Consider the following 12,771-nt stretch of genomic DNA (forward strand, 5'->3'; position numbering starts at 1 on the left):
GTCCGTGCCGTCGATCACGCGGACGCGCGGCACGGGCAGGCGACCGGAACCCAGACGGAGCGCTCAGAGCGCGGCGATCATCTCGTCGTACCCGTCGCGGAAGGTCGGATACTCGAGGTCGCCGAGGAACTCCAGCAGGAGACGCCCCTCGAGCACCGTCCCGCCGCCGACCTCCGGGTCGAGGTGCGGCGGCGGCTCGACCCCGAGGCGCGAGGCGATGTGTGCGACGACGTCTCCGAGCAGCACCGGCTCACGGTCCACGGCATGGATCAGCGGTGGTGCGGAGTCGGCCCGCAGCATCGCCTCGAGCAGCCGGACGAGATCGGTCTCGTGGATGCGGTTGGTGCGACGGGTGTGGTCGACCGCCGCACCCTCGCGCACCCGCCGGATGAGGAAGTCTCGACCGGGGCCGTAGATGCCGGCCGGACGAACGATCCGCGCCCCGAACAGCTCCGTCGCCAGGTGCTCACCCTCGACCAGATCGCCGCCGCGCTCGCTCGACACGCGTGGTGCATCGCGCTCGGTCAGCGGCGTCTCACCGGGACGCCCCTCGAACACGCGCGTCGACGACACGAACACGACCCGCCCCGGCATCGACGGAAGGGCGTCGGCGAGCCCCCGCAGCGCCGGCGGATACACCGAGTCGCCCTCGGTGCTCGGCGGCAGCGTGATCACGACCGAGTCGAACCCGGGGAGCTCACGGTCGAGCGGATGCCGCAGATCGGCCTCGATGGTCGGGAAAGGCATGTCACCCCCGCTGCGTCGCATGGCCGTGACCTGTGAGCCCGCTGCGACGAGTCGCTCACCGAGGCGGATGCCGAGCTTGCCGCATCCGACCAGCAGCACGTCGCCCGGTGCTCGTGTCTCGAGACCCCATGGATCGGTCACGGCGTCAGTTCCAGACGCTCGGCGCCGGGGTGCGCACGGGAGGCAGGGCGGATGCCGCGGCCCAGTCGTGCACCCAGGAGTCGATCTCGGGCACGCCCTCCGGCTTGCCGACGGCGGCGAACAGCTCTTCGTTGCTGACCGTGCCGCCGGTTCGGCGCAGCATCCGCGATCGCACGATGACGCGGGCGTAGATCTCACCGCCGACGACCGCCCTGTGCTCCAGGAACACCGCCTTGTCGTCATGCCCGATGAACCGCGACTGCACCTCGAACCGCTGCCACAGCTGCAGCGACTTGCGGAATGTCACGGTCTCGCTCGAGACGACGGCGTACCAGCCGCGTTCGTTCATGGCGTCGAACAGCCCTGTGCGGATCAGCAGGTCCCACCGGCCGAGGTCGAAGAGCGACAGGTATCGGCCGTTGTTCATGTGACGGAGGATGTCGATGTCGGTCGGCAGCGTCGTCAGCCGGATGCTGCTGACCGATGCCGCGTCGAGCGTCTTGCCTCGCCGCACTCGACGGCGGGCGGAGAGGATCACGAGGAGAGTGCGCCAGATCACGTTCACGAGGACTGATCGTAGCCATCGACGAACGGATCGCGAACATCGTTGTGCGAACCCTCCACCGGCATATCGGCGCTGTGGGAACGCTTCCGCTCGATTTCCTGATCCCGGAGGCCGCGCGTAGAGTCACGATATGAGCGCCGAAGCCCAGCCTGAAGTCATTGTCCGTCCGGTCCGTGATGTGGATGCGGAAGCCCTTGGTCGTGTGCACGCGCAGTGCTGGCACGAGACCTACGACCACCTGATCAGCAAGGCCGCGCTCGAGAAGGTCTCACCCCGGCGCATGGCCGAACTATGGACGCATTGGGCCTCTCAGGGCCCCGAGTTCACGATGCGCGCTGCGCTCGTCGACGGCGAGATCGTCGGCTTCGTCGGCTCCGGTCCCGCCCGCGACAAGGACGCCCCGGCGTTCCGCGAGCTGTACTTCATCTACCTGCTCGACGCGTATCACTCCACCGGCATCGGCCAGAAGCTGTTCGATGCGGCGGTCGAGAAGGACGAGCCCCTCTACCTGTGGGTCGCGGAGGACAACCCCCGCGCGCACCGCTTCTATACCCGCAACGGGTTCTCACTCGACGGCGCCAGCCACACCGAGCCGTTCCTCGGCGAGACGCTCACCGAGGTGCGCTTCGTCCGCTGATTCCGCGTTCGCGACTCAGCATGAACGGCCCCCTGCCATCGGCAGGGGGCCGTTTCTCTGCGTCCGGCCGCAGTCCGTGCTGAGTTCGGAGCCGGGTCAGCGCCCGGACACGCTGCCGAACAGCTTCGCGATCGGCGCGATGACCAGCGGGCGAGCCGCGACCCAGCCGATGGCGATCACCACCAGGGAGGCCACGAAGACCCAGAAGCCCGTCCAGCCGACGGCGTCCGACGAGGCGTACATGTGGTTGAGGTTGCGCAGGAAGTCGGTGAGGAACACCAGCGCGACGTGTCCGATGATGAACACCACGAAGTAGATCATGACCGGGAAGTGCAGCGCACGGGCCCACTCGATCGGGTACGCCTTCGACAGTCGCTCCGCCTTCTTGGGCCACATGCCCGACATGCGGAACCCGGTCGCCGCCGCCAACGGGGCCGCGACGAACACGGTCACGAAGTAGGCCAGCTGCTGCAGGCTGTTGTAGTTCACCCAGCCGTGCTCGGTCGGCCAGTCGAACGACACGTACTGCAGCGCGGCCGACAGCGCGTTCGGGATGACCTCCCAGCTGGTCGGCACGATGCGCGCCCAGTGCCCGGTGACGAACAGCAGCACCACGAAGATCACGCCGTTGACCAGCCAGAGGATGTCGAGCGCCTGGTGGAACCAGATCGTCAGACTGACCTTGCCCTTGGGGTCGTTGCGCGGGGTCCAGAAGGCGGTCGGCCGCTTCTCGTTGCGGATGCGCAGGCCCGAGCGGATGATCAGCACCATCAGGAACACGTTGAAGAAGTGCGCCCAGTTGGTCCACGGCGCGAACCCGGGCTCGACAGCGACGGCCGGCTCGTACTCTCCGGGGAAGGCGGCGAGGAAGTCCTGCATGAAGGGGAAGCTCAGCAGGGCGCGCACGAAGGCCACGGCTGCGGCGGCCAGGATGCCGAGGGCCGCGGCCCCGAGCAGACCCGCGATCGCCTGGGTCCAGGAGGGCCGGGGACGGACGGATGCCGGAGCGGTCGCTGTGATGTGTCGGGGAGCGCTGCCGTTCCACACCGTGCGCGGGGACGGCAGCGGGATCGACGGGTCGCCGAGGGCAGGAGCCGTGCGGGTGGTGGCGACGCCGGTGGAGGGGGTCGCTGCGGGTGCGGTGGATGCTGCGGGTGCTGTCGCTGTCGCTGCGGTGTCGACTGCGGGTGCGACTGCGGGCGCGGGTGCGGGTGCTGCGGCCTCAGCGACCGGGGCCGCGGCGGACATTGCGGCTGGCACCGGAACCGTGTCGGCCGGAGGCCAGGGTTCTCCGCCCGCGACGCGCGGGAGACCGCGTCGCACGGATCCCGCCGGGGCGGCAGCGCTCGCCGAAGCGTCCGCGGCAGGGGTCCCGTCGTCCAGTGGCTCGACGACCGATGCGGCCTCGACCGCGGGCGAAACGAGCGGTGCGGCCTCGTGCCCCTCGTCGAGCGAGGTCGCGGCCACCCCCGCGGCCGCCCCCGCCGTCACCGTCGTCGACGCCGACCGAGATGGCACATGCTCTGCACCGCTCACGGCGGTACCCGCGGGAGGCCATGGATCGCCGCCGGGCACACGCGGCAGACCACGGCGCAGCGCTGCCGCCCGGCCGGGCGAAAGCGAGACGACGGAGGACTGCTGCGCGCCGTCGGCAGGAGTGAGCGCGGCGTCTGCCGGTTCGGTTCGGGCGGGTTCCGCTGTGGCGGTCGGAGCCGGAGCGGCCGGAGCCGCACCGACACCGCCCTCATCGACGGCGATCTCTCCGGGAGGCCACGGCTCGCCGCCGGGCACGCGCGGGAGCCCGCGCCTGAGCATCCGCGTCGCCATGGCTACTTCTTCCGAGCCTCGAGGCCCGCGATCACCTGCGGGACGATCGTGAACAGGTCGCCGACGATCCCGAAGTCGGCGACGTCGAAGATCGGCGCCTCCGCGTCCTTGTTGATCGCGACGATGTTCTTCGCCGTCTGCATGCCCGCGCGGTGCTGGATCGCACCCGAGATGCCGAGCGCGACATAAAGCTGCGGCGACACGGAGACTCCGGTCTGACCGACCTGATGCGACTGCGGGATGTATCCGGCATCCACCGCGGCCCGCGATGCGCCGACGGCTGCACCGAGCGCATCGGCGAGCTCCTCGACGAGCACGAACTTCTCCTTCGAGGCGAGTCCGCGGCCTCCCGAGACGACGCGGGTCGCGCCGCGCAGCTCGGGTCGAGAGGACGTGGCCTCGACCGCTTCGACGGCGCCGACCGTGGCAGCAGCCGCCCCGGATGACGTCACAGCGAGCGCGTCGACGGTCGGCGACGCCACGGCGTCGACGCGCGCATCGACGGCACCCTGACGCACGGTGATGACCGGGGCGCCGAACGTGGGAGCCGAGTCGGTGAGGTACGCCCCACCGTAGACGGAGTGGTGCGCGACGATGCCCTCGTCGTCGCGCGAGACGCCGACGGCGTCGACCGACAGCGCCAGCTTCGCGCGCACCGCGAACCTTCCCGCGACATCGCGTCCGCTGATGGAGTTCGAGATGAGCACGGCACCCGGTCGCACCTGCTCGAAGGCCGCCTGCAGCGCGTCGACGATCGGCACCGTGAGGATCGTCTCGTCGGCGTCGGCCGTCAGCACGACGGATGCTCCCGCCGCGGCCACCTGCGCGGCGGCATCTGCGGATCCGCCGACGACCAGCGCGACCGGAGAGCCGACGGTCGCCGCCGCGCCGATCAGGGCGGCGGTGCTGCTGGCGGCGTTTCCTGCGGGGTCGAGGTCGACCAGGACGAGGATCGCGTTCTCGGGGTAGGTCATGTCACACCAGCCTGTTCTGCACGAGGAATTCGACCAGCTTCTCGGCCGCATCGCCTTCATCGACGATCTTCACACCGGCGGCGCGCGGCGGCTTCTCGGCGACGGAGGTCAGGATCGTGCGGGGAGCCGCAGCGGGGTCGGCCGAGACACCGAGGTCGTCGAGGGTCAGGACCTCGAGCGGCTTCTTCTTCGCCGCCATGATGCCCTTGAAGTTCGGGAAGCGCGCGTCGGGCAGCGCTTCGGTGATCGAGATGACGGCCGGGAGGGATGCCGAGATCGGCTGCGCTCCGGCATCCGCCCCTCGCGTGCCCGTGACGCCCTCGGCCGTGATCTCGACAGAGGTCAGCGCGGTCGCGTGCGCCCAGCCGAGGTGCTCGGCGATCATCGCGGGGATGACGCCGCCCGAGCCGTCGGTCGACAGGTTGCCGGTGATCACCAGGTCTGGTTCGCCGCGGCGGATCGCTGCGGCCAGCGTCTCGGCCGTGAGCCCGAGGTCAGCGCCCGCGAGCTGCTCGTCGGCGATGTGCACGGCAGATCCTGCGCCGATCGCCAGCGCCCGTCGCACCGATGCCGTCGAACCGCCGGGAGCCATCGCCACAGCGACGACCTCGGTGCCCTCGTTCTTGTCGGCGTGACTGAGAGCGACCTCGAGTGCTCGCTCGGTGATCTCATCGAGCACCACGTCGCCGGCACCGCGGTCGGCGAGGCCCGTCTCGAGGTTCAGCTTGCGATCGCCATAGGTGTCGGGCACCTCTTTGACCAGGACGAAGATCTTCATCGATTGCTCCTCACGACTGCCTTGATTCTAGTCCCTTGATACTGAGTCCCAACCATCGAGCGACTGAGGCCCAGACGCCGTTCCGGTCGGCGCATCCCCGGAGTCCGGACCCGATGCCCTACCGTAGAACCGTGGTCCGACCCCGCCCTCTGCCTGTCGATCCGCTCGCTGAGGCGAAGCGGCAGTGGCTCGCGCACGGCTGGACGGATGCCGCCGACGGCATGACCGTCGTCACCTCGGTGATGCGGGCCCAGCAGCTGCTGCTCGCGAGAGTGGACGCCGCACTGAAGCCTTTCGCGCTCAGCTTCGCCCGCTACGAGATGCTGCGTCTGCTGGCATTCAGCCGCTCGGGGCGCCTGCCGCTGTCGAGCGTGGTCGCGCGGCTCCAGGTGCACGCGACGACCGTCACCAGCACGGCCGAGCGACTGGTGCGCGACGGGCTGATCGTGCGCGAGCCGCATCCGCACGACGGCCGTGCGGCCCTGCTCTCTCTGACGGACGCCGGCCGCGAACTCGTCGAACGCGCCACCTCCGCACTCAACGCCGATGTCTTCGCCGACCCCGGCGTGAGCAGGGAGGACGCGACCGAGCTCGTCGCGATCGTGGCGCGGATGCGCAAGGCGGCCGGAGACTTCAGCGACCCGAAGCCGCAGCCGGATGCGCTCTGACGTGGTCGAGTTCGTGCTGGAGCGCGTGATCGCCGCCCCGCGCGCCACGGTGTTCGCTCTGGCGCTCGACCCGGGGCTGCATCTGCGGTCGATGGCTCGATACGGCGAGACGATGGTCGAGGCGCCGGCGGGCGGTGTGTTCACCGAAGGATCGACCGTGACCTGGCGCGCGCGGCACTTCGGCATCCCGTTCCGGCTGCGCACGATCGTGTACGACGTCGACGCTCCACACGGGTTCCGCGATCGGCAGCTCTCAGGGCCCTTCGGCGCGTTCCTGCACGAGCATGTCTTCGAGGAGCATCCGCAGGGGACGCTGGCGCGCGACACGATCGTCTTCCACTCGCCGTTCGGTCCGATCGGGCGCCTCGTCGACCGCGTGTTCATGCGCGAGTACATGCGCACGCTGATCGAAGAGCGCAACGACCACCTGGCATCCGAGGCCGAGGGGCGCGGGCGTACACTGCCCGCATGAGCGAACTGCGCCTGCACACGATCCTCGAAGGCCGCGGCCCCGCTGCCGCGATCATCCTCACCGACGAGCAGGTCACCTCGTTCGGTGCGGGGAAGACGTTCCCCGTCGCGGTGACGATCGATGGCCGCACCTCCCGTCTGCGCCTCGCCCGCATGGGAGGGCAGAACATGATCGGCTTCAGCAAAGCCGTCCGAGCCGAACTCGGGGTCGAGATCGACCAGGAGGTCGATGCCGTCATCCGCCTGGATTCCGCCGAGCGCGAGGTCGAGATCCCGCCCGCCCTCGCCGAGGCCCTGGGTGCCGACGCCGCACTGCGCACAGCCTTCGACGCCCTCTCGTACTCGGTGCGCAAGGAGCACGCCCGCACCGTGGCCGAGGCCAAGCAGGAGGCGACCCGCGACCGCCGCGTCGAGAAGATCGTCGAGGAGCGGCGCGGGTGAGGCACCCGCGCCGCTCCGACTCTCCGGAGTTGTGGAGCGGAAGTCAGCGGTGCCGGAAGTCGGGCGCACGCTTCTCCCGGAAGGCCGACATGCCCTCCTTCTGGTCTTCGGTGTCGAACAGCTCGGCGAACGCGCGCTTCTCGTGGGCCAGACCGTCGGCGAGAGTCGTCTCCATCGCGGCATCGAGCGCGGCCTTCGCAGCGAACACCGACGGCAGCGACTTGGACGCGATCGTCTCGGCGAGCTTCGCGGCCTCGTCCAGCAGATCGGACGCCGGCACGACGCGCGATACGAGACCGGAGCGTTCCGCCTCTTCGGCGCCCATGAACCGGCCGGTCAGCACGAGCTCGGCCGCCTTGTAGTACCCGACCGCTCGGATCAGGCGCTGCGTTCCGCCCATGCCGGGGATGACGCCGAGGTTGATCTCGGGCTGACCGAACTTCGCGGTGTCGGCCGCCAGGATGATGTCGCACATCATCGCGAGCTCGCATCCTCCCCCGAGTGCGAAGCCCGAGACGGCCGCGATCACAGGCGTGCGCACTGCCGCGAACTCGTGCCAGACGCCGAAGTGATCCGTCTCGACCATCTCGGCCGCCGACATGCCCTCCATCTCCTTGATGTCGGCGCCTGCGGCGAACGCCTTCTCGGACCCGGTGACGACGATCGCACCGACCCCGTCATCGAGATCGAAGGCCACGGCCGCGGCGGTGACCTCGTCGGCCAGGCGACTGTTCAGCGCGTTCAGCGCCTCGGGTCGATTGAGGGTGATCCACCCGACTCGTCCGCGCTGCTCGACCAGGATCGTCTCGTACTCGGTCATCGTGAGGGCCTCTCCGTCGTGGTCATCTCAGTATGTCGCGGGTGCGTCACGCGGACCCGTCCCGGATGTCGGTGATGATGCCCGAGAAGTCCCGCGCCGCGCCCTCGCCCGCGGCGAAGTCGGCGTAGAGCTGCTGGGCGAGGCGCCCCATCTTCGCGTCGGTGGACGTCTGCTCGATCGCCTGCAGCGCGAGGCCGAGGTCCTTGGCCATCAGAGCCCCGGCGAATCCCGGCTGGTAGTCGCGGTTCGCGGGGCTCGTCGGCACCGGCCCCGGCACCGGGCAGTTCGTCGTGATCGACCAGCACTGACCGGACGCCTGCGAGACGACGTCGAAGAGCGCCTGATGCTCGAGTCCGAGCCGCTCCCCCAGCACGAACGCCTCGGCGACCGCGATCTGCGACACGGCCAGCACCATGTTGTTGCAGACCTTCGCGGCCTGCCCGAGCCCCGGACCGCCGCAGTGCACGATGCGCTTTCCCATGATCTCGAGCAGCGGCAGCGCCGAGGCGAAGTCCTCGTCCGTCCCGCCGACCATGAACGCGAGTGTGCCGTTCTCCGCGCCCACGACTCCGCCCGAGACGGGGGCGTCGACGTTGCGGTGCCCGGCGGCGAGCGCCAGCGCGTGCGCAGCGCGCGCTTCGTCGACCGCGATCGTCGACGACTCGATGAACAGCGTGTCCGGGCGAGCGGCGGCGAGCAGCTCGGTGCGGTACGCGTCGATCACATGCCTGCCTGCGGGGAACATCGTGATCACGACATCGGCCTCGGCGACGGCATCCGCTCCGCTGGCTGCGATCGGGATGCCGGCGGCCTGCGCCGCCTCGATCGCCGCCGGCACGAGGTCGAAGCCGTGCACCTCGTGCCCGGCCGCGACCAGGTTCTTCGCCATCGGCAGACCCATGTGGCCGAGTCCGAGGAACGCGACGCGGGTCTTCAGCGGCTCGGTCATGACGCGCTCCGCATCGACGCCGAGCCTGCCGGTCGCAGCATCTCGCGGCCGACGATCAGTCTCATGATCTCGTTCGTGCCTTCGAGGATCTGATGCACCCGCAGATCGCGGACGACCCGCTCGATGCCGTAGTCCTGCAGGTACCCGTAGCCGCCGTGCAGCTGCAGCGCCCGGTTGGCGACGTCGAATCCGGCATCCGTCGCGAAGCGCTTGGCCATGGCGCAGCGCATCGTCGCATCCGGAGCGTGCTCGTCGACCGCCAGCGCGCCGTCCCTGACCATGAGGCGAGCGGCCTGCAGGTCGGTGCGCATGTCGGCGATCGCGAACAGGATCGACTGCTTCTCGGCCAGCGGCTCGCCGAACGCCACGCGCTCGTGCACGTACTGCACCGCGCGGTCGAGTGCCCACTGAGCGCCGCCGAGCGAGCAGGCGGCGATGTTGAGGCGGCCGCCGTTGAGCGCCGACATCGCGATCGCGAAGCCCCTGCCCTCGTCGCCCAGCATTCCGGATGCCGGGATGCGCACGCCATCGAGGATGACCTGGCGGGTCGGCTGCGCGTGCCAGCCCATCTTCTTCTCGGGGGCGCCGAAACTCAGCCCGTCGGCGTCGCCCGGCACGAGGAACGCGCTGATGCCGCGCGCTCCCGGCTCGCCCGTGCGCGCCATGACCACGTAGACCGCGGCCTCGCCCGCGCCCGAGATGAACTGCTTCACACCCGTGAGCAGGTAGTCGTCTCCGTCCCGCACCGCGCTCGTCGCGACGTTCGCGGCATCCGATCCGACGCCCGGCTCGGTCAGGCAGTATCCGCCGAACTCCTGCATCGCGGTGAGCTCGGGCAGCCAACGGCCGCGCTGCGCGTCATCGCCGTACGTGTCGATCATCCAGACCACCATGTTGTGGATCGAGATGTACGCGGCGACGGCGGGGTCGCCCTTGGCGAGCTCCTCGAAGATCGCGACGGTGTCGGAGCGGCTGAGCCCTGTGCCGCCGAAGTCCTCGCGCACGTAGATGCCGCCGAGCCCGAGTTCGCCGGCCTTGCCGAGCGATTCCCGCGGAAAGATGTGCTTCTCGTCACGCTCGGCAGCGAACGGTGCGAGCTCGGTGTCGGCGAACTCGCGCACCGCGTCGAGAATCGCCTCGCGCTCTTCGGCGGTGGTGGTGACAGTGGTCATGGTCATCATGGTTCCTTGTGGATGTCGCGGCGGATCAGTGCATGGTCGGGATGACGAAGCTCGCGCCGTCACGGATGCCCGCCGACGGCCAGCGGCTCGTGACCGTCTTGGTCTTCGTGTAGAAGCGGAAGGCGTCGGCGCCGTGCTGGTTGAGGTCCCCGAACCCGCTGCGCTTCCACCCGCCGAACGTGTAATACGCGATCGGCACGGGGATCGGCACATTGACGCCGACCATCCCCACCTCGACCCGAGCGGCGAAGTCGCGGGCGGCATCGCCGTCGCGCGTGAAGATCGCCACGCCGTTGCCGTATTCGTGCTCGGATGCCATGCGCAGCGCCTCTTCGTAGTCGGCGGCGCGTGCGATCACGAGCACCGGTCCGAAGATCTCCTCACGGTAGATCGCCATGTCGGTGGTGACGTGGTCGAACAGCGTCGGCCCGAGGTAGAAGCCCTGCTCGTGCCCCTCGACGGTGAACCCGCGGCCGTCGGCGAGCAGCGTCGCGCCCTCGTCGACTCCCTGCTGGATGTATCCCTCGACCCGCTCGACGGCAGCCCGCGTGACCAGCGGCCCGTAGTCGACGTCGGCCGCGAGCGAGGGACCGATCCGCAGCTGTGCCACGCGCTCGGTGAGCTTGGCGGCGAGAGCATCCGCCGTCTCCTGCCCCACCGGCACTGCGACCGAGATCGCCATGCAGCGCTCGCCCGCCGAGCCGTAGCCCGAGCCGATGAGCGCATCGACGGCCTGGTCGAGGTCGGCATCGGGCATGACGATCATGTGGTTCTTGGCCCCGCCGAAGCACTGCGCCCGCTTGCCGTGCGCGGCTGCCGTCGAGTAGATGTACTCGGCGATCGGGGTCGAGCCGACGAAGCCGACGGCGCGGATGCGGTCGTCGGTCAGCAGCGCATCGACGGCCTCCTTGTCTCCGTGCACGACGTTGAGGACGCCGGCCGGAAGCCCTGCCTCGAGGAACAGCTCGGCGATGCGCACCGGCACCGAGGGGTCGCGCTCGCTGGGCTTGAGCACCACGGCGTTGCCGGCGGCGAGCGCGGGGCCCGCCTTCCACAGCGGGATCATGGCGGGGAAGTTGAAGGGGGTGATCGCGGCGACCACTCCGAGCGGCTGACGCATCGAGTAGACGTCGATCCCGGCTCCGGCACCAGTCGAGTACTCGCCCTTGAGCAGGTGCGGAGCGCCGGCGGAGAACTCGATGACCTCGAGTCCGCGCTGGATGTCGCCCTTCGCATCGTCGACGGTCTTGCCGTGCTCGCTCGCGAGCAGTTCGGCGAGCTCGGTCATCTCGCGCTGCACCAGATCGAGGAACCGCAGCAGCACCCGCGCGCGCTTCTGCGGGTTCGTCGCCGCCCACTCGATCTGAGCCGCCTCGGCGTTCGCGACGACCGCCGCGACCTCGTCGGCGGAGGCGAGCGGCACGCGCGCCTGCACCGATCCGGTGCTCGGGTCGAAGACGTCGGCGAAGCGTCCGCCGTCGGGGATGAGGTGCTTTCCGCCTACGAAATGGGGAATGGTACGAGTCATTGTGCGATGTCCCTTCGCGCCGTCGTTGGCACTATGACGATGGTACTTCGCCCCCCGCACATTTACTAGGGCGTCCTTGTAGTTGTCTGATCGGGGCCACGGAGAAAAGTTCTTGCTCGTCGGCGAGATCGCGATGTAGAGTCTGAAACGTTTTAAACACCTGAAACGTTTAAAGTCACGTTTCGGCCCTTCGACAATGAGGTTGATCATGGCACTCGCTGCTGACCAGGATCTGGTTCTCCACGCTCGCAACATCTCGCGCCGGTACGGCGCGGTCACGGCTCTCGCCGACGCATCGCTCACCCTGCGCCGCGGCGAGGTCATGGGTCTGGTCGGCGACAACGGCGCCGGCAAGTCGACACTGCTGAAGGTGCTCTCGGGCGCGGTGGTGCCGGACGGCGGCACCATCGAGGTCGAGGGCAAGCCGGTCGACTTCCGCCGCCCGACCGACGCCCTGGCCGCCGGCATCGAGACGGTCTACCAGGACCTGGCGCTCGTCGACACGATGTCGGCCGTGCAGAACGTGTACCTCGGTCGCGAAGAGCTGTCGAGCAATCCGATCCTCAAGGCACTGAACATCGTGAACGACCGCGGCATGCGTGCCCGGTCGCGCGAGGTGCTCGCCGAGCTCGGCGTCGGCATCCAGTCGGTCAACGTGTCGGTCAAGGGCATGTCGGGCGGACAGCGGCAGTGCCTCGCGATCGCCCGCGCGCTGCTCTGGGGCCGCAGCATCGTGATCCTCGACGAGCCCACCGCGGCGCTCGGCGTGCGCGAGTCGCAGCAGGTGCTCGATCTCATCGGCCGCCTGCGCGAGCACGGAGTCAGCGTGATCCTCGTCAGCCACAACATGCAGCAGCTGCACACCGTCGCCGACCGCGTCACCGTCATGCGCCTCGGCCGGTCGGTCGCCGTGCGCGACATCGCCGACGTCACCGCGCAGGACATCGTCGGCCTCATCACCGGGGCCCTCCCCGCAGACGTCCCCACTCCGGAGGACACCGAGACGCTCGTCAGCTGACGACCAGGCGTCACCACCCGCAAGAA

Annotated in this window: 14 protein-coding genes; 5 read left to right on the forward strand and 9 right to left on the reverse strand. The window is 69.5% G+C overall.

Annotated features, from left to right (window positions below; genetic code table 11):
• Positions 1-63: 63 nt before the first annotated feature.
• Together ACZ0AA_RS11265 and ACZ0AA_RS11270 are read right to left on the reverse strand one after the other, a co-directional pair.
• Positions 64-888, reverse strand: coding sequence for a Rossmann-fold NAD(P)-binding domain-containing protein (locus ACZ0AA_RS11265; RefSeq protein WP_463512929.1), 825 nt, complete (start codon positions 886-888; stop codon positions 64-66).
• 4 nt (positions 889-892) lie between these two features.
• Positions 893-1,453, reverse strand: coding sequence for an acyl-CoA thioesterase (locus ACZ0AA_RS11270; protein ID WP_463512930.1), 561 nt, complete (start codon positions 1,451-1,453; stop codon positions 893-895).
• A gap of 130 nt (positions 1,454-1,583) precedes the next feature.
• Between ACZ0AA_RS11270 and ACZ0AA_RS11275 the strand changes: the two genes are divergently transcribed.
• On the forward strand, positions 1,584-2,090 hold the full coding sequence (locus ACZ0AA_RS11275; RefSeq protein WP_400864511.1) for a GNAT family N-acetyltransferase: 507 nt from the start codon (positions 1,584-1,586) through the stop codon (positions 2,088-2,090).
• A 96-nt stretch (positions 2,091-2,186) separates the two neighbouring features.
• On the opposite strand, the gene ACZ0AA_RS11280 is transcribed toward ACZ0AA_RS11275, so the two are convergent.
• From ACZ0AA_RS11280 to ACZ0AA_RS11290, 3 genes are read right to left on the reverse strand one after another with little or no spacing between them, the layout of a single operon-like run.
• Positions 2,187-3,917: a cytochrome b/b6 domain-containing protein gene (locus ACZ0AA_RS11280; protein WP_463512931.1), complete on the reverse strand. Its 1,731-nt coding sequence runs from the start codon at positions 3,915-3,917 to the stop codon at positions 2,187-2,189.
• 2 nt (positions 3,918-3,919) lie between these two features.
• Positions 3,920-4,891 carry an electron transfer flavoprotein subunit alpha/FixB family protein gene (locus tag ACZ0AA_RS11285; RefSeq protein ID WP_463512932.1) on the reverse strand — a complete coding sequence of 324 codons (972 nt, stop codon included), beginning with the start codon at positions 4,889-4,891 and terminating at the stop codon, positions 3,920-3,922.
• A 1-nt stretch (position 4,892) separates the two neighbouring features.
• Positions 4,893-5,669, reverse strand: coding sequence for an electron transfer flavoprotein subunit beta/FixA family protein (locus tag ACZ0AA_RS11290; RefSeq protein WP_463512933.1), 777 nt, complete (start codon positions 5,667-5,669; stop codon positions 4,893-4,895).
• Between the two features lie 131 nt (positions 5,670-5,800).
• Here ACZ0AA_RS11290 and ACZ0AA_RS11295 point away from each other — a divergent pair, with 131 nt between their 5' ends.
• From ACZ0AA_RS11295 to ACZ0AA_RS11305, 3 genes are read left to right on the forward strand one after another with little or no spacing between them, the layout of a single operon-like run.
• On the forward strand, positions 5,801-6,337 hold the full coding sequence (locus ACZ0AA_RS11295; protein WP_400864499.1) for a MarR family winged helix-turn-helix transcriptional regulator: 537 nt from the start codon (positions 5,801-5,803) through the stop codon (positions 6,335-6,337).
• Entirely contained in the window at positions 6,327-6,809 is a 483-nt protein-coding gene (locus ACZ0AA_RS11300) for an SRPBCC family protein (protein ID WP_463512934.1), read from the forward strand. Before ACZ0AA_RS11295 ends, ACZ0AA_RS11300 begins: the two co-directional genes overlap by 11 nt.
• A complete protein-coding gene (locus ACZ0AA_RS11305) occupies positions 6,806-7,249 on the forward strand; it encodes a YdeI/OmpD-associated family protein (RefSeq protein WP_463512935.1) in 444 nt (147 codons plus the stop codon). The genes ACZ0AA_RS11300 and ACZ0AA_RS11305 overlap by 4 nt, the downstream gene beginning before the upstream one ends.
• 43 nt (positions 7,250-7,292) lie before the next feature.
• Here ACZ0AA_RS11305 and ACZ0AA_RS11310 read toward each other — a convergent pair whose 3' ends face one another.
• Genes ACZ0AA_RS11310 through ACZ0AA_RS11325 form a run of 4 tightly spaced genes read right to left on the reverse strand, consistent with a single transcriptional unit; the run spans position 7,293 to position 11,727 of the window.
• The gene (locus ACZ0AA_RS11310) at positions 7,293-8,069 is read right to left on the reverse strand and encodes an enoyl-CoA hydratase (protein WP_463512936.1); all 777 of its coding nucleotides are present in this window, start codon (positions 8,067-8,069) and stop codon (positions 7,293-7,295) included.
• A gap of 46 nt (positions 8,070-8,115) precedes the next feature.
• Entirely contained in the window at positions 8,116-9,018 is a 903-nt protein-coding gene (gene mmsB / locus ACZ0AA_RS11315) for a 3-hydroxyisobutyrate dehydrogenase (RefSeq protein ID WP_463512937.1), read from the reverse strand.
• Complete coding sequence (locus tag ACZ0AA_RS11320; RefSeq protein WP_400864484.1) at positions 9,015-10,196, reverse strand: acyl-CoA dehydrogenase family protein; 1,182 nt, start codon at positions 10,194-10,196, stop codon at positions 9,015-9,017. Before ACZ0AA_RS11320 ends, mmsB begins: the two co-directional genes overlap by 4 nt.
• Positions 10,197-10,224: 28 nt before the next feature.
• Complete coding sequence (locus ACZ0AA_RS11325) at positions 10,225-11,727, reverse strand: CoA-acylating methylmalonate-semialdehyde dehydrogenase (RefSeq protein WP_463512938.1); 1,503 nt, start codon at positions 11,725-11,727, stop codon at positions 10,225-10,227.
• Positions 11,728-11,935: 208 nt separating this feature from the next.
• Here ACZ0AA_RS11325 and ACZ0AA_RS11330 point away from each other — a divergent pair, with 208 nt between their 5' ends.
• Complete coding sequence (locus ACZ0AA_RS11330) at positions 11,936-12,745, forward strand: ATP-binding cassette domain-containing protein (protein ID WP_400864478.1); 810 nt, start codon at positions 11,936-11,938, stop codon at positions 12,743-12,745.
• Positions 12,746-12,771: the final 26 nt, after the last annotated feature.

The organism is Microbacterium sp. AC035, from assembly GCF_979258485.1.

Bases quoted from the DNA above. Each gene is read 5' to 3' on its own strand.
- ACZ0AA_RS11275 (WP_400864511.1), top strand. From the start codon at position 1,584: ATGAGCGCCGAAGCCCAGCCTGAAGTCATTGTCCGTCCGGTCCGTGAT.
- ACZ0AA_RS11280 (WP_463512931.1), bottom strand. From the start codon at position 3,917: ATGGCGACGCGGATGCTCAGGCGCGGGCTCCCGCGCGTGCCCGGCGGC.
- ACZ0AA_RS11285 (WP_463512932.1), bottom strand. From the start codon at position 4,891: ATGACCTACCCCGAGAACGCGATCCTCGTCCTGGTCGACCTCGACCCC.
- ACZ0AA_RS11290 (WP_463512933.1), bottom strand. From the start codon at position 5,669: ATGAAGATCTTCGTCCTGGTCAAAGAGGTGCCCGACACCTATGGCGAT.
- ACZ0AA_RS11300 (WP_463512934.1), top strand. From the start codon at position 6,327: ATGCGCTCTGACGTGGTCGAGTTCGTGCTGGAGCGCGTGATCGCCGCC.
- ACZ0AA_RS11305 (WP_463512935.1), top strand. From the start codon at position 6,806: ATGAGCGAACTGCGCCTGCACACGATCCTCGAAGGCCGCGGCCCCGCT.
- ACZ0AA_RS11310 (WP_463512936.1), bottom strand. From the start codon at position 8,069: ATGACCGAGTACGAGACGATCCTGGTCGAGCAGCGCGGACGAGTCGGG.
- mmsB (WP_463512937.1), bottom strand. From the start codon at position 9,018: ATGACCGAGCCGCTGAAGACCCGCGTCGCGTTCCTCGGACTCGGCCAC.
- ACZ0AA_RS11320 (WP_400864484.1), bottom strand. From the start codon at position 10,196: ATGACCATGACCACTGTCACCACCACCGCCGAAGAGCGCGAGGCGATT.
- ACZ0AA_RS11325 (WP_463512938.1), bottom strand. From the start codon at position 11,727: ATGACTCGTACCATTCCCCATTTCGTAGGCGGAAAGCACCTCATCCCC.
- ACZ0AA_RS11330 (WP_400864478.1), top strand. From the start codon at position 11,936: ATGGCACTCGCTGCTGACCAGGATCTGGTTCTCCACGCTCGCAACATC.